21 protein-coding genes are annotated in these 25,167 nt (G+C 56.4%); 17 read left to right on the top strand and 4 right to left on the bottom strand.

Annotated elements, in window-relative coordinates; translation table 11 throughout:
• Positions 1 to 61 precede the first annotated feature (61 nt).
• Positions 62 to 1,219: a DNA-binding transcriptional regulator CdaR gene (gene cdaR / locus KHQ24_RS09925; protein ID WP_002889289.1), complete on the top strand. Its 1,158-nt coding sequence runs from the start codon at positions 62 to 64 to the stop codon at positions 1,217 to 1,219.
• Between the two features lie 120 nt (positions 1,220 to 1,339).
• Here the strand turns inward: cdaR and KHQ24_RS09920 are convergent, their stop codons facing one another.
• The 4 genes from KHQ24_RS09920 to map form a co-directional block, all read right to left on the bottom strand.
• Positions 1,340 to 1,726 carry a DUF3461 family protein gene (locus KHQ24_RS09920; RefSeq protein ID WP_002889292.1) on the bottom strand — a complete coding sequence of 129 codons (387 nt, stop codon included), beginning with the start codon at positions 1,724 to 1,726 and terminating at the stop codon, positions 1,340 to 1,342.
• Positions 1,727 to 1,833: 107 nt separating this feature from the next.
• A complete protein-coding gene (gene dapD, locus KHQ24_RS09915) occupies positions 1,834 to 2,658 on the bottom strand; it encodes a 2,3,4,5-tetrahydropyridine-2,6-dicarboxylate N-succinyltransferase (RefSeq protein WP_002889295.1) in 825 nt (274 codons plus the stop codon).
• Between the two features lie 30 nt (positions 2,659 to 2,688).
• Positions 2,689 to 5,352, bottom strand: coding sequence for a bifunctional uridylyltransferase/uridylyl-removing protein GlnD (gene glnD / locus KHQ24_RS09910; protein ID WP_017900651.1), 2,664 nt, complete (start codon positions 5,350 to 5,352; stop codon positions 2,689 to 2,691).
• 57 nt (positions 5,353 to 5,409) lie between these two features.
• On the bottom strand, positions 5,410 to 6,204 hold the full coding sequence (map, locus tag KHQ24_RS09905; protein ID WP_211777254.1) for a type I methionyl aminopeptidase: 795 nt from the start codon (positions 6,202 to 6,204) through the stop codon (positions 5,410 to 5,412).
• Between the two features lie 321 nt (positions 6,205 to 6,525).
• On the opposite strand from map, the gene rpsB reads away from it, so the two are divergent.
• From rpsB to dnaE, 16 genes are all read left to right on the top strand, one after another.
• Positions 6,526 to 7,251 carry a 30S ribosomal protein S2 gene (gene rpsB, locus KHQ24_RS09900; protein ID WP_004204447.1) on the top strand — a complete coding sequence of 242 codons (726 nt, stop codon included), beginning with the start codon at positions 6,526 to 6,528 and terminating at the stop codon, positions 7,249 to 7,251.
• 119 nt (positions 7,252 to 7,370) lie between these two features.
• Positions 7,371 to 8,222: a translation elongation factor Ts gene (tsf, locus tag KHQ24_RS09895; RefSeq protein ID WP_004151930.1), complete on the top strand. Its 852-nt coding sequence runs from the start codon at positions 7,371 to 7,373 to the stop codon at positions 8,220 to 8,222.
• Between the two features lie 147 nt (positions 8,223 to 8,369).
• Positions 8,370 to 9,095 (top strand): UMP kinase, encoded by a 726-nt coding sequence (gene pyrH, locus KHQ24_RS09890; protein ID WP_002889306.1) that lies wholly within the window; start codon positions 8,370 to 8,372, stop codon positions 9,093 to 9,095.
• Positions 9,096 to 9,245: 150 nt separating this feature from the next.
• Positions 9,246 to 9,803 (top strand): ribosome recycling factor, encoded by a 558-nt coding sequence (gene frr / locus KHQ24_RS09885; RefSeq protein WP_002889308.1) that lies wholly within the window; start codon positions 9,246 to 9,248, stop codon positions 9,801 to 9,803.
• Positions 9,804 to 10,031: 228 nt separating this feature from the next.
• On the top strand, positions 10,032 to 11,234 hold the full coding sequence (gene ispC, locus KHQ24_RS09880; protein ID WP_065904252.1) for a 1-deoxy-D-xylulose-5-phosphate reductoisomerase: 1,203 nt from the start codon (positions 10,032 to 10,034) through the stop codon (positions 11,232 to 11,234).
• A gap of 237 nt (positions 11,235 to 11,471) precedes the next feature.
• On the top strand, positions 11,472 to 12,230 hold the full coding sequence (ispU, locus tag KHQ24_RS09875) for a (2E,6E)-farnesyl-diphosphate-specific ditrans,polycis-undecaprenyl-diphosphate synthase (RefSeq protein WP_002889316.1): 759 nt from the start codon (positions 11,472 to 11,474) through the stop codon (positions 12,228 to 12,230).
• A 12-nt stretch (positions 12,231 to 12,242) separates the two neighbouring features.
• Positions 12,243 to 13,100 (top strand): phosphatidate cytidylyltransferase, encoded by an 858-nt coding sequence (cdsA, locus tag KHQ24_RS09870; RefSeq protein ID WP_023292047.1) that lies wholly within the window; start codon positions 12,243 to 12,245, stop codon positions 13,098 to 13,100.
• 11 nt (positions 13,101 to 13,111) lie between these two features.
• Positions 13,112 to 14,464: a sigma E protease regulator RseP gene (gene rseP, locus KHQ24_RS09865; protein WP_049092268.1), complete on the top strand. Its 1,353-nt coding sequence runs from the start codon at positions 13,112 to 13,114 to the stop codon at positions 14,462 to 14,464.
• A 31-nt stretch (positions 14,465 to 14,495) separates the two neighbouring features.
• Positions 14,496 to 16,925: an outer membrane protein assembly factor BamA gene (gene bamA, locus KHQ24_RS09860; protein WP_004204452.1), complete on the top strand. Its 2,430-nt coding sequence runs from the start codon at positions 14,496 to 14,498 to the stop codon at positions 16,923 to 16,925.
• A gap of 121 nt (positions 16,926 to 17,046) precedes the next feature.
• A complete protein-coding gene (skp, locus tag KHQ24_RS09855; RefSeq protein WP_002889325.1) occupies positions 17,047 to 17,532 on the top strand; it encodes a molecular chaperone Skp in 486 nt (161 codons plus the stop codon).
• A gap of 3 nt (positions 17,533 to 17,535) precedes the next feature.
• Positions 17,536 to 18,561: a UDP-3-O-(3-hydroxymyristoyl)glucosamine N-acyltransferase gene (gene lpxD / locus KHQ24_RS09850; protein WP_004204453.1), complete on the top strand. Its 1,026-nt coding sequence runs from the start codon at positions 17,536 to 17,538 to the stop codon at positions 18,559 to 18,561.
• 105 nt (positions 18,562 to 18,666) lie between these two features.
• Positions 18,667 to 19,122, top strand: a complete 456-nt coding sequence (gene fabZ, locus KHQ24_RS09845; protein ID WP_004145858.1) for a 3-hydroxyacyl-ACP dehydratase FabZ — start codon at positions 18,667 to 18,669, stop codon at positions 19,120 to 19,122.
• Between the two features lie 3 nt (positions 19,123 to 19,125).
• Positions 19,126 to 19,914 (top strand): acyl-ACP--UDP-N-acetylglucosamine O-acyltransferase, encoded by a 789-nt coding sequence (gene lpxA, locus KHQ24_RS09840; protein WP_004204455.1) that lies wholly within the window; start codon positions 19,126 to 19,128, stop codon positions 19,912 to 19,914.
• A complete protein-coding gene (gene lpxB / locus KHQ24_RS09835) occupies positions 19,914 to 21,065 on the top strand; it encodes a lipid-A-disaccharide synthase (protein ID WP_004204457.1) in 1,152 nt (383 codons plus the stop codon). Before lpxA ends, lpxB begins: the two co-directional genes overlap by 1 nt.
• Positions 21,062 to 21,661 (top strand): ribonuclease HII, encoded by a 600-nt coding sequence (rnhB, locus tag KHQ24_RS09830; protein WP_004204458.1) that lies wholly within the window; start codon positions 21,062 to 21,064, stop codon positions 21,659 to 21,661. The genes lpxB and rnhB overlap by 4 nt, the downstream gene beginning before the upstream one ends.
• A gap of 17 nt (positions 21,662 to 21,678) precedes the next feature.
• Positions 21,679 to 25,161 (top strand): DNA polymerase III subunit alpha, encoded by a 3,483-nt coding sequence (gene dnaE / locus KHQ24_RS09825; RefSeq protein ID WP_017900653.1) that lies wholly within the window; start codon positions 21,679 to 21,681, stop codon positions 25,159 to 25,161.
• Positions 25,162 to 25,167: the final 6 nt, after the last annotated feature.

The raw sequence follows: 25,167 nt of genomic DNA, 5'->3' as shown, positions 1-25,167 counted from the left end.
ATGCACAATGCAGCAGAGCAACGACTCTTTTATGCTGGTGCCCTGCAAAGGGGAGGATTACATGGCTGGCTGGCATCTTGATACCAAAATGGCGCAGGATATTGTGGCGCGGACGATGCGCATCATCGATACCAACATCAACGTGATGGATGCCCGCGGGCGGATTATCGGCAGCGGCGATCGGGAAAGGATTGGTGAATTGCACGAAGGCGCGCTGCTGGTGCTTTCCCAGGGGCGGGTGGTGGATATCGACGACGCGGTGGCTCGCCATCTCCACGGGGTGCGCCAGGGCATTAACCTGCCGCTGCGCCTGGAGGGGGAGATCGTCGGGGTGATCGGCCTGACCGGCGAGCCGGAGTCGCTGCGAAAATATGGCGAGCTGGTGTGCATGACGGCTGAGATGATGCTGGAGCAGTCGCGACTGATGCATCTCCTGGCGCAGGACAGCCGTCTGCGCGAAGAGCTGGTGATGAACCTGATTCAGGCGGAAGAGCATACCCCGGCGCTGAACGAATGGGCGCAGCGTTTAGGAATTGATCTGAATCAGCCGCGCGTAGTGGCGATGATTGAGGTGGACAGCGGCCAGCTCGGCGTGGACAGCGCGATGGCAGAGCTACAGCAGCTGCAGAACGCGCTGACCACCCCCGATCGCAATAATCTGGTGGCCATTGTCTCGCTCACGGAAATGGTGGTGTTGAAACCGGCGCTGAACAGCTTTGGCCGCTGGGACGCAGACGATCACGTCCGCCGCGTCGAGCAGCTTATCGCCAGGATGAAAGAGAATGGGCAGCTCCGCTTCCGCGTGGCGCTGGGCAACTTCTTCACCGGTCCCGGGAGTATCGCCCGCTCTTACCGTACCGCACGCACGACGATGATGGTGGGTAAGCAACGAATGCCGGAGAGCCGCAGCTATTTCTATCAGGATCTGATGCTGCCGGTGCTGCTTGACAGCCTGCGCGGCGGCTGGCAGGCCAATGAGCTGGCCCGTCCGCTGGCGCGTCTCAAGGCGATGGACAACAACGGGCTGCTGCGGCGAACGCTGCAGGCGTGGTTTCGCCATAACGTGCAGCCCCTGGCGACGTCAAAGGCGCTGTTTATTCATCGCAATACCCTGGAGTACCGGTTGAATCGTATCTCGGAGCTGACGGGGCTGGATCTTGGCAGCTTTGACGACCGGCTGCTGCTGTATATTGCGCTGCAGCTGGATGAACAACGCTAAGGCGTGGAGGTAAAAAAATGCCGGGTAGCGACTCGCCATACCCGGCCTTGGACGATGCATGCTGTCGGTAGCGGCTCGATACCGCCAGCCCGGCCAGGCGACGCGCCGCCGGGGATGCGCTTACTTACGGGTGAGCTTTTCCAGATCGGCTTCGATTTCGCTGATCTTATTGGTGACCACACTTTCCAGATGGCGTAAATCGTCGAGGATTTTACGCTTGAGATCGATTTCAGTGCGATCGCGCTGGCAGATCTGATCCAGCTCATCGATAACGTAGCGCAGGTTCGGGCTGATCTCCTGGACCTCTTTGTAGCCCTGGCCGACGCCGTCGGCGACGACGGTTTTGCGCTGACGCGGATATTTGAACTTCACGCTCTTGGCGAAGAATTCGCCTTTGTCTTTCTGAAAGTAAATTTTCAGAATGTCGTTGTTAGCTTCCTGCCGCAGGCTATAGCGATCGATCTCATCAGGGTTGGTAATGCCAAGACTTTTCAGATTATCGTACATAACGGTACCTTTGATAGCATCATAACCATTGAATAATTAACGAAAAAATCCATTTTCGCCAGCATCAAATATAAAAAAAGCGGGATATCTCCCGCTTTTTATTTGCTTTAGTCGATGGTGCGCAGCAGTTCGTTAATGCCGACCTTGCCGCGGGTTTTGGCATCGACTTTCTTCACGATCACCGCGCAGTACAGGCTGTATTTACCATCTTTCGACGGCAGGTTGCCTGATACCACTACCGAGCCAGCCGGCACGCGGCCGTAGAAGACTTCGCCGGTTTCGCGATCGTAGATTTTGGTGCTCTGACCGAGGTAAACGCCCATGGAGATCACGGAGCCTTCTTCGACAATCACCCCTTCAACCACTTCAGAGCGCGCGCCGATGAAGCAGTTATCTTCGATGATGGTCGGGTTCGCCTGCAGCGGCTCCAGTACGCCACCAATGCCGACGCCGCCGGACAGGTGAACGTTTTTACCGATCTGCGCGCAGGAGCCGACGGTGGCCCAGGTGTCAACCATGGTGCCTTCGTCAACGTAGGCGCCGATGTTCACATAGGACGGCATCAGCACGGTGTTGCGGGCGATGAACGCGCCCTGACGCACCGCTGCCGGCGGCACCACGCGGAAACCTTCTTTCTGGAAACGCGCTTCGTCATAGTCAGCGAATTTCATCGGGACTTTATCGAAGTAGCGGCTTTCCGCACCATCGATAACTTGGTTATCGTTAATACGGAAAGAGAGCAGTACCGCCTTCTTCAGCCACTGATGCGTCACCCACTGACCGTCGATCTTCTCAGCGACGCGCAGCGCGCCGGAATCCAGAAGGGCGATAACCTGGTTAACCGCTTCGCGGGTCACGGTGTCCACATTAGCCGGCGTGATGTCGGCGCGACGCTCGAAAGCGGACTCAATAACGTTCTGTAACTGCTGCATTGTTTCTTTCCATTCACTAAAAAAAATACGTCACCCTTTATCGTTTGGATTGAGGGCCGCTGTCAACCGTTGTTGCACTTCTTGTTGCAGCTCATTATTAAGGGCACGCCGGTCGGCGGTAGCGATTATAAATAAATCTTCTACTCGCTCACCAATTGTCGTAATTCGCGCCCCGTGAAGCGAAATTCCGAGGTCGGCGAATACCTGACCGACACGGGCGAGCAGCCCGGGCTGGTCAAGGGCTATCAGCTCGAGAAACGATTTCCGATCGGTATGGGTCGGCAGGAAATTTACCTCGGTGTCCACCGAGAAATGACGCAGTTTTGCCGCCTGACGACGGGGCGCCGGGGGTTCCCAACTGCGCTGCGTGATGGTCTGTTCCAGACCCTGGCGGATCGCTTCGTGGCGATCGGCGGACAGCGGACTGCCGTCGGGTTCGAGGACAATAAAGGTGTCCATCGCCATGCCGTCGCGGGTGGTGAAGATCTGCGCATCGTGGACGCTGAGGTTGCGACGGTCCAGTTCGCCACACACCGCGGCGAACAGGTAAGGGCGATCCGGGCTCCAGATAAAAATCTCCGTTCCGCCGCGGGTGGCCTGCGAGCTCAGGAGGATCATCGGCTTATTCAGATCGTGGCGCAGCAGGTTGCGGGCGTGCCAGGCGAGCTGCGTCGGCGTATGTCGCACGAAATAGTTGGCGCGGCAGCGGTTCCAGATCTGATGCAGCGCCTCTTCATTAATATTGTCCATCCGCAGCAGGGCCAGCGCCTGCAATTGATGGTGACGCACGCGTTCGCGCATGTCCGGGGTGCTTTGCATGCCGCGACGCAGCTGTTTTTCAGTGGCGAAATAGAGTTCGCGCAGCAGGCTCTGCTTCCAGCTGTTCCACAGGGTTTCGTTGGTGGCGCAGATATCGGCGACGGTCAGACACACCAGATAGCGCAGGCGATTTTCCGTTTGCACTTCCTCGGCGAACTGCTTAATCACCTCCGGATCCTGAATATCGCGCCGCTGGGCGGTGACCGACATCAGCAAGTGGTGACGCACCAGCCAGGCGACCAGCTGCGTTTCCCGGGAGTTCAGCCCGTGCAGCTCGGCAAACTTCAGCACATCCTGTGCGCCGAGGATCGAGTGGTCGCCGCCGCGCCCTTTGGCGATATCGTGGAACAGGGCAGCGATTAAAATCAGCTCCGGGTGCGTTAAGCGCGGCCATAGCTCCACGCACAGCGGGTGGCGGCTACGAGTCTCTTCTTTAGCAAAACTCTCCAGCTTGAGCATCACGCGGATGGTGTGTTCATCGACGGTATAGGCGTGAAACAGGTCGAACTGCATCTGGCCGACGATATGGGACCACTGCGGCATATAGGCCCACAGCACGCTGTGACGATGCATCGGCAGCAGTCCGCGACTCACTGCCCCCTGATGGCGCAGCATGCTGAGAAAGAGCGTGCGCGCCTCCGGGATATAGCACAGCGGCTGGGTCAGATGGCGGCGGGCGTGGCGCAGATGGCGCAACGTCGTGGAGTAGATGCCGGTGATGGTGCTGTTGCGCACCATAATATAAAACATGCGCAGAATGGCCTGCGGCTCGCGAATAAACAGCGTATCGTCACGCAGATCGATCAGCGTGCCGCGCAGCTGGAAGTCATCATCGATCGGGCGCGGTTTTTCATCTTCGGTCAGCGCAAGGATGGCCTCTTCAAACAGCTGCAGCAGCATCTGGTTCAGCTCGCTCACCCGGCGGGTGACGCGGAAGAAGTCCTTCATCATATGCTCAATCGGCTGGTTGCCGTCGCCTTCATAGCCGAGCCGGCGGGCGACGCTGAGCTGGCGGTCGAAAAGCAGGCGGTTGTCATAGCGAGTGAGTTCGAGATGCAGCGCGAAGCGGATACGCCACAGTTGATGCAGACACTCGTTGAGCTCATTGCGCTCGGCTTCGGTCAGAAAACCGAAGCCGACCATCTCATCCATTGAGGTGGCGCCGAAATGGCGGCGAGCCACCCACTGTAGCGTATGGATATCGCGCAGGCCGCCGGGGCTGCTTTTCACGTCCGGCTCGAGGTTATAGCTGGTGCCGTGATAACGCTGATGACGGACGTTCTGCTCTTCGACCTTGGCGGCGAAGAACTTTTCTGATGGCCAGAAGCCGTCGCTAAAAATATGTTTTTGCAGCTCAAGGAACAGCGCGACGTCGCCGATCAGCAGGCGCGATTCGATTAAGTTCGTGGCGACGGTGAGATCTGAAAGCCCTTCCAGTAAACACTCTTCGAGAGTGCGTACGCTATGGCCTACCTCCAGTTTGACGTCCCACAGCAGCGTCAGCAGTTCGCCGACCTTTTGCGCCTGGTCGTCCGGCAGCTTTTTGCGGCTGAGGATCAGCAGATCGACGTCAGAAAGCGGATGCAGCTCGCCGCGGCCATAGCCGCCGACGGCCACCAGCGCCAGGTCGCAGACGGATTCGAATCCACTGGCGATCCACAACCGCTGCAGCAGCTGGTCGATAAATTCGGTGCGCGCCGCAATGAGCAGCTCCGCGGCGATACCGGCGTCAAACGCCTCGCCCAGCCAGTGCTGAAAGGTATCGATGTGCGCCTTTATTGCAGCACAGTTCAGATCGCCCTGCGGCCAGCTCACCGGATGTTCCGGCGGGATGGGCAGAAGAGGGGAGGCTGTGTCAGGTAATGAGTTGCTCATCGCGTCACCATAAGAAAAAACTATCTAATAAAAAAGCCGGCGGGCGCCGGCTTTTCATCATTCATCGTGCGAGATTATCGCCGGGATGGTGTCATCCTTACGTAGCGTCAGAATTTCGCAGCCGTTGTCTGTCACCACAATAGTATGCTCATACTGTGCAGACAAGCTCCGGTCTTTAGTTTTCACCGTCCAGCCGTCTTTCATGCTGCGGATCTCTTTTTTACCGGCGTTGACCATCGGCTCGATGGTAAAGGTCATGCCTGGTTTGAGCACGACGTTGGTTTCCGGCGAGTCGTAGTGCAGCACCTGCGGCTCTTCATGGAAGCCGCGGCCGATGCCATGACCGCAGTATTCGCGAACCACGGAGAATCCTTCCGCTTCCACATATTTCTGGATCGCCGCGCCGATGGTGCGCAGATTGATGCCCGGCTTCACCATCTTCAGCGCCAGGTACAGGCTTTCCTGAGTGATGCGGCACAGGCGCTCGCCGAGAATCGTCGGTTTGCCGACGATAAACATTTTGGAGGTATCGCCATGGAAATCATCTTTAATGACGGTCACGTCGATATTCACGATATCGCCATCTTTCAGCAGTTTGCCGTCGTCAGGGATACCGTGACAGACCACTTCGTTGACCGAAATGCAGACGGATTTCGGATAGCCGTGATAGCCGAGACAGGCGGAAATGGCCTTCTGCTCGTTAACGATATAGTCGTTACAGATACGGTCCAGTTCGCCAGTGCTGACGCCCGGCTTAACCCTGGGTTCGATCATTTCCAGCACTTCAGCGGCCAGGCGACCGGCAACGCGCATTTTTTCAATATCTTCAGATGTCTTAATAGAGATAGCCATGGAGTATGTCCAGCAGTGTCGATATTTTCGACAATAATAGAGTAAGTCCTGTCAATGGTAACAGTCCGGGCAGGCTGGTGCCAAACTGAGAATCATTAACAGCACGCGACGTCAACAAGAGTTGGTGTCTGGGTGGATTTTGTGGTATAAAGCGCGCCGGACTTCCGATCCATCTCAGATACACAGGATGGACGGGAGCGACAAATCTCACTTTGTGTAACAACACACACGTATCGGCACATATTCCGGGGTGCCCTTTGGGGTCGGTAATATGGGATACGTGGAGGCATAACCCCAATTTAATCTATAGAGGTTTTAAACATGGCAACTGTTTCCATGCGCGACATGCTCAAGGCTGGTGTTCACTTCGGTCACCAGACCCGTTACTGGAACCCGAAAATGAAGCCGTTCATCTTCGGTGCGCGTAACAAAGTTCACATCATCAACCTTGAGAAAACCGTACCGATGTTCAACGACGCTCTGGCTGAACTGAACAAGATCGCTGCTCGTAAAGGTAAAATCCTTTTCGTTGGTACTAAGCGCGCTGCAAGCGAAGCGGTAAAAGACGCTGCTCTGAGCTGCGACCAGTTCTTCGTGAACCATCGCTGGCTGGGCGGTATGCTGACTAACTGGAAAACCGTTCGTCAGTCCATCAAACGTCTGAAAGACCTGGAAACTCAGTCCCAGGACGGTACTTTCGACAAGCTGACCAAGAAAGAAGCGCTGATGCGTACTCGTGAGCTGGACAAGCTGGAAAACAGCCTGGGCGGTATCAAAGACATGGGCGGCCTGCCGGACGCACTGTTCGTAATCGACGCTGACCACGAGCACATCGCTATCAAAGAAGCAAACAACCTGGGCATCCCGGTATTTGCTATCGTTGATACCAACTCTGATCCGGACGGCGTAGACTTCGTTATCCCGGGTAACGACGATGCAATCCGCGCAGTAAGCCTGTACCTGGGCGCTGTTGCTGCTACCGTTCGTGAAGGTCGCTCTCAGGACCTGGCTTCTCAGGCGGAAGAAAGCTTCGTAGAAGCTGAATAATAAGGTTTAAGCCCTTATTAGTACCGTGTATGAATAGGGGCCCATTATCGGCCCCTTTTTTCAATTTACGCTGTTTGGCCGTTGGCCGGGCAGTATCCACATCTCCCGAGGATTTTAGAATGGCTGAAATTACCGCTTCCCTGGTAAAAGAGCTGCGCGAACGTACTGGCGCAGGCATGATGGATTGCAAAAAAGCGCTGACTGAAGCGAATGGCGACATCGAGCTGGCAATCGAAAACATGCGTAAATCCGGCGCGATCAAAGCGGCGAAGAAAGCAGGCAACGTGGCTGCTGACGGCGTGATCAAAACCAAAATCGAAGGCAACTACGGTTACATTCTGGAAGTTAACTGCCAGACTGACTTCGTTGCTAAAGATGGTGGTTTCCAGGCATTTGCTGACAAAGTACTGGACGCCGCTGTTGCGGGTAAAATCTCCGACGTTGAAGTTCTGAAAGCGCAGTTCGAAGAAGAACGTGTTGCCCTGGTTGCTAAAATCGGTGAGAACATCAACATCCGTCGTATCGCTGTTCTGGAAGGCGACGTTCTGGGCAGCTACCAGCACGGTGCGCGCATCGGCGTTCTGGTTGCCGCTAAAGGCGCTGACGAAGAGCTGGTTAAGCAGCTGGCAATGCACGTTGCTGCAAGCAAGCCGGAATTCGTTAAGCCGGAAGACGTGTCTGCTGAAGTGGTAGAGAAAGAGTACCAGGTTCAGCTGGACATCGCGATGCAGTCCGGTAAGCCGAAAGAAATCGCAGAGAAAATGGTTGAAGGCCGCATGAAGAAATTCACCGGCGAAGTTTCTCTGACTGGTCAGCCTTTCGTCATGGAGCCGAGCAAATCTGTTGGTCAGCTGCTGAAAGAGCACAACGCTGACGTGACTGGCTTCATCCGCTTTGAAGTGGGCGAAGGCATCGAGAAAGTTGAGACTGACTTTGCAGCAGAAGTTGCTGCGATGTCCAAGCAGTCTTAATTTTTACAAGGAGCCGCCTGAGGGCGGCTTCTTTTTGCGCCCATTTTGTAAATTCAGCCAACTGCTTATAGTGACCGCGCTGAAATGCGACATACAATGTCGCCGGAATTCTCACATCTCATTCGTTGACAGTCTCAGGAAAGAAACATGGCTACCAATGCAAAACCCGTCTACAAACGTATTCTGCTGAAATTAAGTGGCGAAGCGCTGCAGGGCTCAGAAGGCTTCGGTATTGATGCAAGCATACTTGACCGCATGGCTCAGGAGATCAAAGAGCTGGTTGAGCTGGGTATTCAGGTTGGCGTAGTAATTGGTGGCGGTAACCTGTTCCGTGGTGCTGGTCTGGCGAAAGCGGGTATGAACCGCGTTGTGGGCGACCACATGGGCATGCTGGCAACGGTTATGAATGGCCTCGCGATGCGCGATGCGCTCCACCGCGCCTATGTGAACGCTCGTCTGATGTCCGCCATTCCGCTGAACGGCGTGTGTGACAACTACAGCTGGGCAGAGGCGATCAGCCTGCTGCGCAACAACCGCGTGGTGATCCTTTCCGCGGGTACCGGCAACCCGTTCTTTACCACCGATTCCGCAGCCTGCCTGCGCGGTATTGAAATTGAAGCCGATGTGGTGCTGAAAGCCACCAAGGTTGACGGCGTATTCACCGCTGATCCGGCCAAAGATCCTTCCGCCACGATGTACGATCAGCTGACCTACAGCGAAGTGCTGGAAAAAGAGCTGAAAGTGATGGATCTCGCGGCCTTCACCCTGGCGCGTGACCATAAATTGCCGATTCGCGTCTTCAACATGAACAAACCTGGCGCCCTGCGTCGCGTGGTGATGGGCGAAAAAGAAGGCACATTGATCACGGAATAATTCCCGTCAGCGCCAAATCCGGGTAATATTCCGCTTTACTTTCGCGGGGATATTACCCTGTGATTTTCATTAAATCTGACTATACTTAGCTCATTTTCCGACGGGTGCCCCGTCTGGTCTGACTGAGACAAGCTTTCAAGGATTCGTAACGTGATTAGCGATATCAGAAAAGATGCTGAAATCCGCATGGAAAAATGCGTCGAAGCATTCAAAAACCAAATCAGCAAAATTCGCACGGGTCGTGCTTCTCCGAGCCTGCTGGACGGGATTGTTGTTGAATACTACGGTACGCCGACCCCGCTGCGCCAGCTGGCCAGCGTCACCGTCGAAGACTCCCGTACCCTGAAAATCAACGTCTTTGACCGTTCTATGTCCGCGGCCGTTGAAAAAGCGATCATGGCGTCCGACCTCGGTCTGAACCCAAGCTCTGCCGGCAGCGATATTCGTGTTCCGTTGCCGCCGCTGACCGAAGAGCGTCGTAAAGATCTGACCAAGATCGTGCGTGGTGAAGCTGAGCAGGCGCGTGTTGCCGTACGTAACGTTCGCCGCGACGCCAACGACAAAGTCAAAGCGCTGCTGAAAGAGAAAGAGATCAGCGAAGATGACGATCGCCGTTCTCAGGACGACGTGCAGAAAATGACTGACGCCGCCATCAAGAAAGTTGACGCGGCGCTGGCAGACAAAGAAGCAGAACTGATGCAGTTCTGATGCTCTGCCCTTACTCGGGCCTGACAGCGTCTGGTCTGAGTAAAATCCGAAACGCCGTACAGAAGACTGTACGCTCAATTCTCGGGATTGCGTTGCGACCGCTGGCCTTGTAGCCTTTAGCGCTAAGTTGAAGGCCTAATGCCGCCGTCTTATCCCTGATAATTGCTGCGTAGGGGCTTGCTGGCGGCGTTTTGCTTTTTATTCTGTTTCCACTCTTCTGGACGTCTCATGAAGCAATTAACCGTTCTCGGTTCGACCGGCTCCATTGGCTGTAGCACGCTGGACGTGGTGCGCCATAATCCCGGTCGCTTTTCCGTCGCCGCGCTGGTCGCGGGGAAAAACGTTGACCGTATGGTTGAACAATGCCTTGAATTTACCCCCCGTTACGCCGTGATGGACGATGCGCAAAGCGCTGAGCGATTGCGCACCCGTCTGCAGGAACATGGCTGCCGTACCGAGGTGCTGAGCGGCCAGCAGGCGGCGGCAGAGGTCGCAGCGCTGGAGGAGGTCGATCAGGTGATGGCGGCTATCGTCGGCGCGGCGGGGCTGGTGCCGACGCTGGCGGCGATCCGCGCCGGGAAAACGGTGTTGTTAGCGAATAAAGAGTCGCTGGTGACCTGCGGTCGCTTGTTCATGGAGGCGGTTCAACGGTCGGGGGCGCGATTGCTGCCGGTCGATAGCGAACATAACGCGATTTTTCAGAGTATGCCGGAGACAATTCAGCAGCATCTGGGATACGCTGACCTGGCGCAGAATGGCGTTTCATCCATCCTGCTGACCGGCTCGGGCGGGCCTTTCCGTGATACAGCGGTAGCTGAACTGGCGGCGATGACGCCGGATCAGGCCTGCCGTCATCCTAACTGGTCGATGGGACGCAAGATCTCCGTTGACTCCGCTACGATGATGAACAAAGGCCTGGAATATATTGAAGCGCGCTGGCTGTTTAACGCCTCGGCCCGGCAGATGGAGGTCCTTATCCATCCGCAGTCGGTGATCCACTCGATGGTTCGCTATCAGGACGGCAGCGTGCTGGCGCAGCTTGGAGAGCCGGATATGCGCACGCCGATCGCCCATACCATGGGCTGGCCGCAACGGCTTAACTCCGGCGCTAAGCCGCTGGACTTCTGCCAGCTGAGCAATCTGAGCTTCTCCGCGCCAGACTATACGCGGTATCCGTGCCTGAAGCTGGCGATGGAGGCGTTTGACGTCGGCCAGGCGGCGACCACCACGCTGAATGCGGCCAATGAAGAGTCGGTTGCCGCGTTTCTGCATGGCGATATCCGCTTTACCGATATTGCGGCGGTTAACCAGATTGTGCTGGATAAGATGAACCTGCAGGAGCCGCAAAGCATTGATGACGTTCTGGTTATCGACGCTGAGGCCCGCGCGGTTGCTCATCAACAGCTGAAACGGTTGGTCACCCAGGCGTAACGCGGTGATATTTGTGGGCGCAAAGCTTCAGTGATATAGTCTGCGCCACCCGATCGTTGCATTTTGTTGTTAAAGATTACGGTGGCCGTGGCAAAACACGGCTTTTTTGCGTAAAGCTTTTGGTTGTTCTCTGCGATTGGCTGCAGCCCCGGCACCGGATAAAAATGCGTATCCAGCGCGGCCCGGTGGCCTCTGTTTGGTGGCTAGTTAATCCTTATTATGGACTTAAAACGCGTGATGTTGTCTGCTAATCAAACTGTCAGCGAAATATCGCCCACACATGGCTGCCGTCATGTCGCCATTATTATGGATGGCAACGGCCGTTGGGCGAAACGGCAAGGTAAAATTCGCGCTTTCGGGCACAAGGCCGGTGCGAAATCCGTGCGTCGCGCGGTCTCTTTCGCGGCGAATAATGGGATTGAGGCGTTAACGTTATACGCGTTCAGCAGCGAAAACTGGAACCGTCCGGCTCAGGAAGTCAGTGCGCTGATGGAGCTGTTCGTCTGGGCGCTGGATAGCGAAGTCAAAAGCCTGCACCGACACAATGTGCGTTTGCGGATTATTGGCGACACCACGCGCTTCAATGCGCGCCTGCAGGAGCGTATCCGCAAAGCGGAAGCGCTGACCGCGAACAATACCGGCTTAACGCTGAATATTGCGGCCAATTACGGCGGTCGCTGGGATATTACCCAGGGCGTTCGTTTGCTGGCGAAACAGGTACAGGACGGGACGCTGCTGCCTGAGCAGATCACGGAAGACATGCTGAGTCAGCAGGTCTGCATGCATGAACTGGCTCCCGTAGATTTAGTTATTAGGACCGGGGGAGAGCACCGAATAAGTAATTTTCTGATTTGGCAAATTGCCTATGCCGAACTTTACTTTACGGATGTTCTTTGGCCCGATTTTGCTGAACAGGACTTTGAAGGTGCACTCCATGCCTTTGTTAATCGAGAGCGTCGTTTCGGCGGCACTGAGCCGGGTGGCAGTCATGCCTGATGGGGGTCACTTTTGCTGAAGTATCGCCTGATATCTGCTTTCGTCTTAATCCCCGTCGTCATTGCGGCGCTGTTTTTATTGCCGCCTATGGGGTTTGCTATCGTGACCCTGGTGGTCTGTATGCTCGCCGCATGGGAGTGGGGGCAACTGAGTGGTTTCACCTCGACGTCGCAGCGGGTCTGGCTGGCGGTGTTGTGCGGCCTTCTGCTGGCGGCGATGCTGTTTCTGCTGCCGGAATACCATTATGACGTTCATCAACCGATGGTTGAAGGCTCGCTGTGGGCCTCTTTCGCCTGGTGGATCGTCGCGCTGCTGCTGGTGCTCTCTTATCCGGCGTCGGCGGCATTCTGGCGTCACTCTAAAGTGCTGCGCCTCATCTTCGGTATCCTGACCATTGTCCCGTTTTTCTGGGGCATGCTGGCGCTGCGCGCCTGGCACTATACCGATAACCATTACAGCGGTGCGCTGTGGCTCCTGTACGTGATGATTCTGGTCTGGGGAGCGGATTCCGGCGCCTATATGTTTGGCAAAATGTTTGGCAAGCACAAGCTGGCGCCGAAGGTTTCGCCGGGAAAAACCTGGCAGGGCTTTTTTGGCGGTTTGCTGACCGCGGCGGTGATCTCCTGGGCCTACGGGGTGTGGGCCCATCTTGACGTTACGCCAACGGTGCTGCTGGTCTGTTCGGTGGTAGCCGCCCTGGCTTCGGTGCTGGGCGATTTGACGGAAAGTATGTTTAAGCGCGAGGCCGGCATTAAGGACAGCGGGCACTTGATTCCCGGACACGGCGGTATTCTCGATCGTATCGACAGCCTGACGGCGGCGGTGCCGGTCTTCGCCTGTCTGCTACTGTTGGTCTTCAGGACGATTTGACGGAAGGTGATATGCTGAGCGTGCTCTGGAATCTGGCAGCTTTTATCATTGCGCTTGGCGTACTGATTACGGTGCATGAGTTTGGCCATTTTTGGGTAGCGCGTCGCTGCGGTATCCGGGTTGAGCGTTTTTCTATCGGCTTCGGCAAAGCGTTGTGGCGGCGGATGGATAAGCAGGGTACAGAGTTCGTCATTGCCCTGATCCCGCTGGGCGGCTACGTCAAGATGCTGGATGAGCGTGTTGAAGCGGTGGCGCCGGAGATGCGCCACTACGCGTTCAATAATAAAACCATCGGCCAGCGCGCGGCGGTGATTGCCGCCGGTCCCATCGCTAACTTCCTTTTCGCTATCTTTGCCTACTGGCTGGTCTTCATCATCGGCGTTCCTGGGGTCCGTCCGGTAGTGGGTGAAATAACGCCCAATTCGGTTGCCGCGCAAGCACAAATTGCAAAAGGAACGGAACTTAAAGCGATAGATGGTATCGAAACGCCTGATTGGGATGCGGTGCGTCTGCAGCTGGTGGCCAAAATCGGCAACCCGCAAACAATACTTACCGTCGCCCCTTTCGGGACTAATCAGCGCCAGGATAAAATCGTCGATCTGCGGCACTGGGCGTTTGAGCCAGACAAGCAAGATCCCGTCACGTCGCTGGGGATCCAGCCGCGCAGCGCGCAGATTGATACAGTGCTGGCGGAGGTCCAGGCGGGCTCGGCAGCGCAGAAAGCAGGTTTGCAAGCGGGCGACCGGATCGTTAAAGTCGATGGTCAACCGTTAACGCAGTGGATGACGTTTGTTAATCTGGTGCGCGATAATCCGGGCAAAGCGCTGGCGCTGGAGATTGAACGGCAGGGGAGTGCGCTGCCGTTAACCCTGACGCCGGATGCAAAAACGGTGAAAGGTAAGGCAGAAGGGTTCGCAGGGGTGGTGCCAAAGGTCATCCCGCTGCCTGAAGAATACAAGACAGTACGTCAGTACGGACCGTTTGCCGCCATCGCTGAAGCCACGGATAAAACCTGGCAGCTGATGTCACTGACGGTCAGGATGCTGGGTAAATTGATAACCGGTGATGTCAAACTGAACAACCTCAGTGGGCCGATCTCTATCGCTCAGGGGGCTGGAATGTCAGCGGAGTTTGGGTTGATTTATTATCTGATGTTCCTTGCGCTGATTAGCGTGAACCTCGGAATCATCAACCTGTTCCCACTACCCGTACTGGATGGGGGACATCTGCTGTTTTTGGCGATTGAAAAGCTGAAGGGCGGGCCGGTATCCGAGCGAGTTCAAGACTTTAGTTATCGCATTGGCTCAATACTGCTGGTGCTGTTAATGGGGCTTGCACTTTTCAATGATTTCTCTCGGTTATAAGAGAGTTTGTTAGGAAGAACGCATAATAACGATGGCGATGAAAAAGTTGCTCATAGCGTCGCTGCTGTTTAGCAGCGCGACTGTATACGGTGCTGAAGGGTTCGTGGTGAAGGACATTCATTTCGAAGGCTTGCAGCGTGTCGCTGTTGGTGCGGCCCTCCTCAGTATGCCAGTGCGTCCTGGCGATACGGTGACCGACGATGATATCAGTAACACTATTCGCGCGCTGTTTGCCACTGGCAACTTCGAGGACGTCCGCGTCCTGCGCGATGGTGATACCCTGCTGGTGCAGGTGAAAGAGCGTCCGACGATCGCCAGCATCACCTTCTCCGGCAACAAGTCGGTGAAAGATGACATGCTCAAGCAGAACCTTGAGGCCTCTGGCGTTCGGGTGGGCGAGTCGCTTGACCGCACGACCATCGCGGATATCGAGAAGGGCCTCGAGGATTTCTACTACAGCGTCGGTAAATACAGCGCCAGCGTCAAAGCGGTCGTTACCCCGCTGCCGCGTAACCGTGTCGACCTGAAACTGGTCTTCCAGGAAGGCGTCTCCGCTAAAATTCAGCAGATCAACATCGTCGGCAACCATGCGTTTTCGACTGATGAGCTGATCTCCCACTTCCAGCTGCGCGATGAAGTGCCGTGGTGGAACGTGGTCGGCGACCGTAAATACCAGAAGCAGAAACTGGCGGGCGACCTTGAAACCCTGCGCAGCTACTACCTGGATCGCGGCTATGCCCGTTTCAACATCGATTCTACCCAGGTCAGCCTGACGCCGGATAAGAAAGGGATCTACATCACCGTCAACATCACCGAAGGCGATCAGTACAAGTTTTCCGGGGTGCAGGTGACGGGCAACCTCGCCGGCCATTCCGCGGAAATCGAAGCGCTGACCAAAGTCGAGCCGGGTGAACTGTATAACGGCGCGAAAGTGACCAAGATGGAAAACGACATCAAGAAACTGTTGGGTCGTTATGGTTACGCCTACCCGCGCGTACAGTCGCAGCCGGAGATCAACGACAGCGATAAAACCGTTAAGCTGCACGTCAACGTCGACGCGGGCAACCGCTATTACGTGCGTAAAATTCGCTTCGAAGGCAATGACACCTCCAAAGACGCCGTTCTGCGCCGCGAAATGCGCCAGATGGAAGGCGCGTGGCTGGGCAGCGACCTCGTCGATCAGGGTAAAGACCGTCTCAACCGTTTAGGCTTCTTCGAAACGGTCGATACCGATACCCAGCGCGTACCAGGCAGCCCGGACCAGGTCGACGTAGTCTACAAGGTGAAAGAGCGTAACACCGGTAGCTTCAACTTCGGTATCGGTTACGGTACCGAGAGCGGCGTCAGCTTCCAGGCGGGCGTTCAGCAGGATAACTGGTTAGGTACTGGCTATGCTGTCGGGATCAACGGCACCAAAAACGACTACCAGACCTATACCGAGCTGTCGGTGACCAACCCGTACTTCACCGTAGACGGTGTGAGCCTCGGCGGTCGTATCTTCTATAATGACTTTGACGCGAACGATGCGGATCTGTCTGACTATACCAACAAAAGCTATGGTACAGACGTCACGCTGGGCTTCCCGGTCAACGAATACAACACGCTGCGCGCGGGCGTCGGGTATGTGCATAACTCCCTGTCCAATATGCAGCCGCAGGTGGCGATGTGGCGTTACCTGAACTCGATGGGCCAGTATCCGGACAACACCAACGACCGGAACTCGTTCAGTGCGAATGACTTCACCTTCAACTACGGTTGGACCTATAACAAGCTTGACCGCGGCTTCTTCCCAACCGAAGGTTCGCGCGTCAACCTGAACGGTAAAGTGACCATTCCGGGTTCGGACAACGAATACTACAAAGCGACGTTGGATACCGCCACCTATGTGCCGATCGACAACGATCATGAATGGGTGGTGCTGGGTCGTACCCGCTTTGGCTATGGCGATGGTATCGGCGGCAAAGAGATGCCGTTCTATGAGAACTTCTATGCAGGTGGCTCCAGCACCGTGCGTGGCTTCCAGTCGAACACCATTGGTCCGAAGGCGGTGTACTTCCCGTCGAGCAGCCGTCATGATGGCGACAGCGGCTATACCAACGACTGTAAGAGCACCGAATCCGCACCGTGTAAATCCGATGATGCGGTGGGCGGTAACGCCATGGCGGTGGCCAGCCTGGAGCTGATTACCCCGACGCCGTTTATTAGTGACAAATATGCGAACTCGGTCCGGACTTCCTTCTTCTGGGATATGGGTACCGTATGGGATACTCACTGGGATTCGAACGCGTACGCTGGATATCCGGATTACAGCGATCCGAGCAACATCCGTATGTCTGCGGGTATTGCCGTGCAGTGGATGTCGCCGTTGGGGCCGTTGGTCTTCTCCTACGCCCAACCGTTCAAAAAGTACGATGGAGACAAAGCCGAACAGTTCCAGTTTAACATTGGTAAAACCTGGTAATTGTTGGCGGCAACGGAATGCAAGTGCAGTATAGCGCTGACCGTAGGCGATAACGCGTTTATCGCCTCGCCACGCAAATAACGGTACCCCTGGGTACTCATGGGATGGTAAGGAGTTTATTGTGAAAAAGTGGTTATTAGCTGCAGGTCTGGGTTTGGCAATGGTAACTTCCGCTCAGGCGGCAGATAAAATTGCCCTGGTGAACATGAACAGCCTGTTCCAACAGGTTGCCCAGAAAACTGGCGTTTCCAACACGCTGGAAAACGAGTTCAAAGGCCGCGCTAGCGAACTGCAGCGTATGGAAGGCGACCTGCAGTCTAAAATGCAGCGTCTGCAGTCCATGAAGCCGGGCGCCGATCGTACCAAACTGGAAAAAGACGTGATGGCTCAGCGCCAGACCTTCTCCCAGAAAGCGCAGGCGTTTGAACAGGATCGCGCTCGTCGTTCCAACGAAGAGCGTGGCAAACTGGTGACCCGTATCCAGACTGCCGTACAGAGCGTAGCGAAAGATCAGAGCATCGATCTGGTGGTTGACGCGAATGCCGTTGCATACAACAGCAGCGATGTAAAAGACATCACCGCTGATGTGCTGAAACAGGTTAAATAAGTAATGCCTTCAATTCGACTGGCTGATCTCGCGCAGCAGTTGGATGCAGAATTACACGGTGATGGCGATATCGTCATCACCGGCGTTGCGTCCATGCAGAGCGCGAAAACGGGCCAAATCACTTTCATGGTCAACCCTAAGTACCGTGAGCACCTGGCCGCTTGCCAGGCTTCTGCCGTTGTGATGACGCAGGATGATTTGCCTTTTGCCCATAGCGCCGCGCTGGTAGTGCGTAATCCCTACCTGACCTACGCGCGCATGGCTCAAATTCTGGATACCACGCCGCAGCCGGCACAGGATATCGCGCCGAGCGCGGTTATCGATCCGACGGCGAAGCTGGGTAGCAACGTTGCCATCGGCGCCAACGCCGTTATCGAATCCGGGGTAGTGCTGGGTGATAACGTGGTCATCGGCGCAGGCTGCTTCGTTGGGAAAAATACGAAAATAGGCGCCGGCTCGCGTCTGTGGGCCAATGTGACCGTTTACCATGAGATTGAGATCGGCGAGAATTGCCTGATCCAGTCCAGCACGGTGATCGGCGCGGATGGCTTCGGCTACGCCAACGATCGCGGCAACTGGGTGAAGATCCCGCAGCTGGGTCGCGTCATTATTGGCGATCGCGTGGAGATCGGCGCCTGCACCACAATTGACCGCGGCGCGCTGGACGATACCGTGATTGGCAACGGGGTTATCATTGATAATCAGTGCCAGATTGCGCATAACGTGGTGATTGGCGACAATACCGCGGTTGCCGGCGGCGTTATCATGGCAGGCAGCCTGAAAATCGGCCGCTACTGCATGATTGGCGGCGCCAGCGTGATTAACGGCCATATGGAAATCTGCGATAAGGTCACCGTCACGGGGATGGGGATGGTGATGCGTCCTATCAGCGAACCTGGCGTATACTCCTCCGGTATTCCGCTGCAGCCGAACAAGGCGTGGCGTAAAACCGCTGCGCTGGTGATGAATATTGACGAGATGAGCAAGCGCCTGAAAGCGATTGAGCGCAAGGTTAATCAACAAGACTAATTCATCATTTGGTCACATGACATTTCCGGCCTGTTGCATTCGCTAAAAGATTGCCGCAGGCCGTGTTATTATTGCCTTTTAGTACATTTAGACAGGAAGAGTATTTTGACTACTGACACTCATACTCTGCACATTGAAGAGATTCTGGAACTTCTGCCTCACCGTTACCCGTTCCTGCTGGTAGATCGCGTGCTGGATTTTGAAGAAGGTCGTTTTCTGCGCGCAGTAAAAAATGTTTCTGTAAACGAGCCGTTTTTCCAGGGGCATTTCCCTGGTAAGCCGATTTTGCCGGGCGTCCTGATTCTGGAAGCAATGGCGCAGGCCACCGGGATTCTGGCATTCAAAAGCGTTGGAAAACTGGAACCAGGCGAGCTGTATTACTTCGCGGGCATCGATGAAGCACGTTTCAAACGCCCGGTAGTACCAGGCGATCAGATGATTATGGAAGTCACTTTCGAGAAAACCCGCCGCGGCCTGACCCGTTTCAAAGGCGTTGCGCTGGTTGACGGTAAAGTGGTTTGCGAAGCGACGATGATGTGTGCGCGTAGCCGGGAGGCCTGATACGTGATTGATAAAACCGCTTTTGTTCATCCTACCGCCATTGTAGAAGAAGGCGCCGTGATTGGCGCTAACGTCCACATTGGTCCGTTTTGTATTGTTGGCGCCAACGTCGAAATCGGCGAAGGCACCGTACTGAAGTCTCACGTTGTCGTTAATGGCCACACCAAAATCGGCCGTGACAATGAGATCTATCAGTTCGCTTCCATCGGCGAAGTTAACCAGGATCTGAAATATGCTGGCGAACCGACCCGGGTGGAAATTGGCGATCGCAACCGCATTCGCGAAAGCGTCACCATTCATCGCGGCACAGTACAGGGCGGTGGATTAACAAAGGTGGGCAACGATAACCTGCTGATGATCAACGCCCACGTGGCGCACGATTGTACGCTTGGCGATCGCTGCATCCTGGCCAATAACGCGACGCTCGCAGGCCATGTTTCGCTGGATGATTATGTCATTATCGGCGGCATGACCGCGGTGCACCAGTTCTGCGTCATTGGCTCACATGTTATGGTTGGCGGCTGCTCCGGCGTGGCGCAGGACGTTCCGCCGTTCGTGATTGCCCAGGGCAACCATGCTACGCCATTCGGCGTCAATATCGAAGGCCTGAAACGCCGCGGCTTCAGCCGGGAAGCGATTACCGCGATCCGCAACGCGTATAAACTGCTGTACCGCAGCGGCAAGACCCTGGAAGAAGCCAAGCCGGAGATCGCCGAACTGGCGACTCAGCATCCTGAAGTCCAGCCGTTTGTCGATTTCTTCGCCCGCTCTACCCGCGGCTTGATTCGTTAATGACTGAACAGCGTCCCCTGACGATTGCCCTGGTCGCCGGAGAAACCTCCGGCGATATTCTTGGCGCCGGCCTCATCCGCGCCCTCAAAGCACGCATCCCGAATGCGCGCTTTGTCGGCGTGGCGGGACCGCTGATGCAGGCGGAAGGGTGTGAAGCCTGGTACGAAATGGAAGAGCTGGCGGTGATGGGTATTGTTGAAGTGCTCGGTCGCCTGCGTCGCTTACTCCATATTCGCGCCGATTTGACCCGCCGCTTCGGCGAGCTGCGTCCCGACGTCTTCGTCGGCATCGACGCCCCTGATTTCAATATTACCCTCGAAGGGAATCTGAAAAAGCAGGGCATCAAAACCATTCACTACGTCAGCCCGTCGGTCTGGGCCTGGCGACAAAAACGCGTTTTCAAAATCGGCAGATCCACCGATCTGGTGCTGGCCTTTCTGCCTTTCGAAAAAGCGTTTTATGACAAATTTAACGTTCCCTGCCGTTTTATCGGCCATACCATGGCGGATGCGATGCCGCTGGATCCTGACAAAGGCGCAGCGCGCGATCGGTTAGGGATCCCGCACGACGTGCGTTGCCTGGCGCTGTTGCCCGGCAGCCGCGGCGCAGAAGTCGAAATGCTCAGCGCGGACTTTCTGAAAACCGCTCAGCTTCTGCGGGCTAGCTATCCCGATCTGCAGGTGGTGGTGCCGCTGGTTAATGCCAAACGGCGGGAGCAGTTTGAGCGAATTAAAGCTGAAACGGCGCCGGATATGATCGTCCATATGCTGGACGGTCAGGCGCGCGATGCGATGATCGCCAGCGACGCCGCGCTGCTGGCCTCCGGGACGGCGGCGCTGGAGTGTATGCTGGCGAAATGCCCGATGGTGGTTGGCTATCGCATGAAGCCGTTCACCTTCTGGCTGGCGAAGCGGTTGGTTAAAACCGACTACGTCTCGTTGCCGAACCTGCTGGCCGGGCGCGAGCTGGTTAAAGAGCTGCTGCAGGATGAGTGCGAGCCGCAGGCGCTGGCTGCCGCTCTGCAGCCGCTGCTGGCCGATGGCAAAACCAGTCATGAGATGCATGAGACATTCCGCGCGCTGCATCAGCAGATCCGCTGCAACGCCGATGAGCAGGCGGCGGATGCCGTACTGGAGTTAGCAAAACAATGATGGAGTTCGTCTATCCGCATACCCATCTGGTTGCCGGCGTCGATGAGGTCGGGCGTGGCCCCCTGGTTGGCGCGGTGGTGACCGCGGCGGTGATCCTCGATCCGGCGAAGCCGATTGTGGGTCTGAATGATTCCAAAAAACTCAGCGAGAAGCGTCGTCTGGCGCTGTTCGATGAGATTAAAGAGAAAGCGCTGTGCTGGAGCCTGGGGCGCGCCGAGCCGCACGAAATCGATGAGCTGAATATCCTGCATGCCACTATGCTGGCGATGCAGCGCGCCGTCGCCGGCCTGAGCATTGTACCCGAGTTTGTTCTGATTGATGGCAATCGCTGCCCATCGCTACCGATGCCCTCCCTGGCAGTAGTCAAAGGCGACAGCCGGGTGGCAGAAATCAGCGCAGCGTCTATTCTGGCAAAAGTCACTCGTGACGCCGAAATGGCCACGCTGGACCTCGCATTTCCCCACTACGGATTTGCCCAGCATAAAGGCTATCCCACCGCTGTTCACCTGCAGAAGCTGCAGGAACACGGCGCAACAGAGCATCACCGGCGCAGTTTTGGCCCGGTGAAGCGTGCCCTGGGCCTGGCGTCCAACTAAGTCACCGGGATCTAAAGATGGCTGAACCACGTTTCGTACACCTGCGGGTGCACAGCGACTATTCCATGATCGATGGGCTGGCAAAGACCGGGCCGCTGGTCAAGAAGGCGGCCTCGCTTGGCATGCCAGCGCTGGCGATCACCGATTTCACCAATCTCTGTGGGCTGGTGAAGTTCTACGGGACGGGACACGGCGCGGGGATTAAGCCGATCGTCGGCGCCGATTTCCACGTGCAGTGCGACCTGCTCGGCGACGAATTTACCGAGCTGACCGTGCTGGCGGCGAATAACACCGGCTACCAGAACCTGACTCTGCTGATTTCCCGCGCCTATCAGCGCGGCTACGGCGCCCTGGGGCCGTGGATCGATCGCGACTGGCTGGTGGAACATCAGGAAGGGCTGATTCTGCTCTCCGGCGGCCGTAAAGGCGACGTCGGCGTCAGCCTGATCCGCGGCAACATGCCGCTGGTTGAGCAGTGCGTCGCCTTCTATGAAGAGCATTTCCCGGATCGCTATTTTCTGGAGCTGATCCGCACCGGTCGTCAGGATGAAGAGAGTTATCTTCATGCCGCCGTGGCGCTGGCGGAAGCGCGTGGTCTGCCGGTGGTGGCGACCAACGATGTCCGCTTCCTCGACACTGGCGACTTTGACGCCCATGAAATCCGCGTCGCTATTCACGACGGCTTCACCCTCGACGACCCGAAACGGCCGCGCAACTACTCGCCGCAGCAATATATGCGCAGCGAGGAAGAGATGTGCGAGCTGTTCGCCGATATTCCGGAAGCGCTGGCAAACAGCGTTGAAATTGCCAAGCGCTGCAACGTCACCGTGCGGCTTGGCGAATATTTCCTGCCGCAGTTCCCGACCGGCGATATGACCACGGAAGATTTCCTGGTGATGAAATCGAAAGAAGGTCTGGAGGAGCGGCTGGAATTCCTCTTCCCGGATCCGGAAGTGCGCGCGAAGCGCCGGCCGGAATACGACGAGCGTCTGGATATCGAGCTGCAGGTGATCAACCAGATGGGCTTCCCCGGCTACTTCCTGATCGTGATGGAGTTTATCCAGTGGTCGAAGGATAACGGTGTGCCGGTCGGCCCGGGCCGCGGTTCCGGCGCCGGTTCGCTGGTGGCCTACGCGCTGAAGATCACCGATCTCGACCCGCTGGAGTTCGACCTGCTGTTCGAACGTTTCCTTAACCCGGAGCGTGTCTCAATGCCCGACTTTGACGTCGACTTCTGCATGGAGAAACGCGACCAGGTTATCGAGCACGTGGCGGATATGTATGGTCGCGACGCGGTATCGCAGATCATCACCTTCGGTACCATGGCGGCGAAGGCGGTCATCCGCGACGTGGGCCGCGTGCTGGGTCACCCGTACGGCTTTGTCGACCGCATCTCCAAGCTGGTGCCGCCCGATCCGGGCATGACGCTGGCGAAAGCCTTTGAGGCCGAGCCGCAGCTGCCGGAGATCTACGAGGCGGACGAAGAAGTGAAAGCGCTGATCGACATGGCGCGTAAGCTGGAAGGGGTGACGCGAAACGCCGGTAAGCATGCGGGCGGCGTGGTTATCGCACCGACCAAGATCACCGACTTCGCCCCGCTGTATTGCGATGAGCAGGGGCTGCATCCGGTTACCCAGTTTGACAAGAACGACGTGGAATACGCCGGGCTGGTGAAATTCGACTTCCTCGGTCTGCGTACGCTCACTATCATTAACTGGGCGCTGGAGATGATTAATAAGCGCCGTGAGAAGAACGGTGAAGGGCCGCTGGATATCGCCGCCATCCCGCTGGATGACAAGAAAAGCTTCGACATGCTGCAGCGCTCGGAAACCACTGCGGTCTTCCAGCTTGAATCGCGCGGCATGAAAGATCTGATTAAACGCCTGCAGCCGGACTGCTTCGAAGATATGATCGCTCTGGTGGCCCTGTTCCGCCCGGGCCCGCTGCAGTCGGGGATGGTAGATAACTTTATCGACCGTAAGCACGGCCGAGAAGAGATCTCGTATCCGGACGTGCAGTGGCAGCATGAAAGCCTGAAACCGGTGCTGGAGCCGACCTACGGCATCATCCTGTATCAGGAACAGGTCATGCAGATTGCCCAGGTGCTGTCCGGGTATACCCTCGGCGGCGCGGATATGCTGCGTCGCGCGATGGGTAAGAAAAAGCCGGAGGAGATGGCCAAGCAGCGTTCTATCTTTGAGGATGGGGCGAAGAAAAACGGCATTGACGGCGAACTGGCGATGAAAATCTTTGACCTGGTGGAGAAATTCGCCGGTTACGGGTTTAACAAATCGCACTCCGCCGCGTACGCGCTGGTTTCTTACCAGACGCTATGGCTTAAGGCGCACTATCCGGCTGAGTTTATGGCGGCGGTAATGACCGCCGATATGGATAACACCGAGAAGGTCGTTGGCCTGGTGGACGAGTGCTGGCGGATGGGGCTGAAAATTTTGCCGCCGGATATTAACTCCGGCCTGTACCATTTCCACGTCAACGACGACGGCGAGATCGTCTACGGTATCGGCGCCATCAAGGGCGTCGGCGAAGGGCCGATCGAAGCGATCATTGAGGCGCGCAACAACGGCGGTTATTTCCGCGAGCTGTTCGACCTCTGCGCGCGGACCGATATTAAAAAGCTCAACCGTCGCGTGCTGGAAAAGCTGATTATGTCCGGGGCGTTCGATCGTCTCGGTCCGCACCGTGCGGCGCTGATGAATTCGCTGGGCGATGCGCTGAAAGCCGCCGACCAGCACGCCAAAGCCGAGGCCATCGGCCAGGCTGATATGTTCGGCGTACTGGCGGAAGAGCCTGAGCAGATTGAACAGTCCTACGCCAGCTGCCAGCCGTGGCCTGAGCAGGTGGTGCTGGATGGTGAAAGGGAGACCCTGGGGCTGTACCTGACCGGGCACCCGATTAACCAGTATCTGAAAGAGATTGAGCGCTACGTCGGCGGCGTGAGGCTCAAAGACATGCATCCGACCGATCGTGGAAAAGTGACCACGGCGGCGGGGCTGGTGATTGCGGCGCGGGTAATGGTCACCAAGCGCGGCAATCGTATCGGCATCTGTACCCTGGATGACCGTTCCGGGCGGCTGGAAGTGATGTTATTCACCGACGCGCTGGATAAATATCAGCAGTTGCTGGAAAAAGACCGCATACTTATCGTCAGCGGACAGGTCAGCTTTGATGACTTTAGCGGGGGGCTTAAAATGACCGCCCGTGAAGTCATGGACATTGACGAAGCCCGGGAAAAATATGCTCGCGGGCTTGCTATCTCGCTGACGGACAGGCAAATTGATGACCAGCTTTTAAACCGACTCCGTCAGTCTCTGGAACCCCACCGTTCGGGAACCATTCCAGTGCACCTCTACTATCAGAGGGCGGATGCACGCGCGCGGTTGCGTTTCGGCGCAACATGGCGCGTCTCTCCGAGCGATCGTTTACTCAACGATCTGCGTGGCCTTATCGGCTCGGAGCAGGTGGAACTGGAGTTTGACTAATACAGG

It is taken from the genome of Klebsiella sp. 54 (assembly GCF_018223875.1).
Taxonomy (GTDB): Bacteria; Pseudomonadota; Gammaproteobacteria; order Enterobacterales; family Enterobacteriaceae; genus Klebsiella; species Klebsiella quasipneumoniae.
Note: the sequence above shows the minus strand (reverse complement) of the source record. Positions and strands in the feature narration are given on the sequence as shown.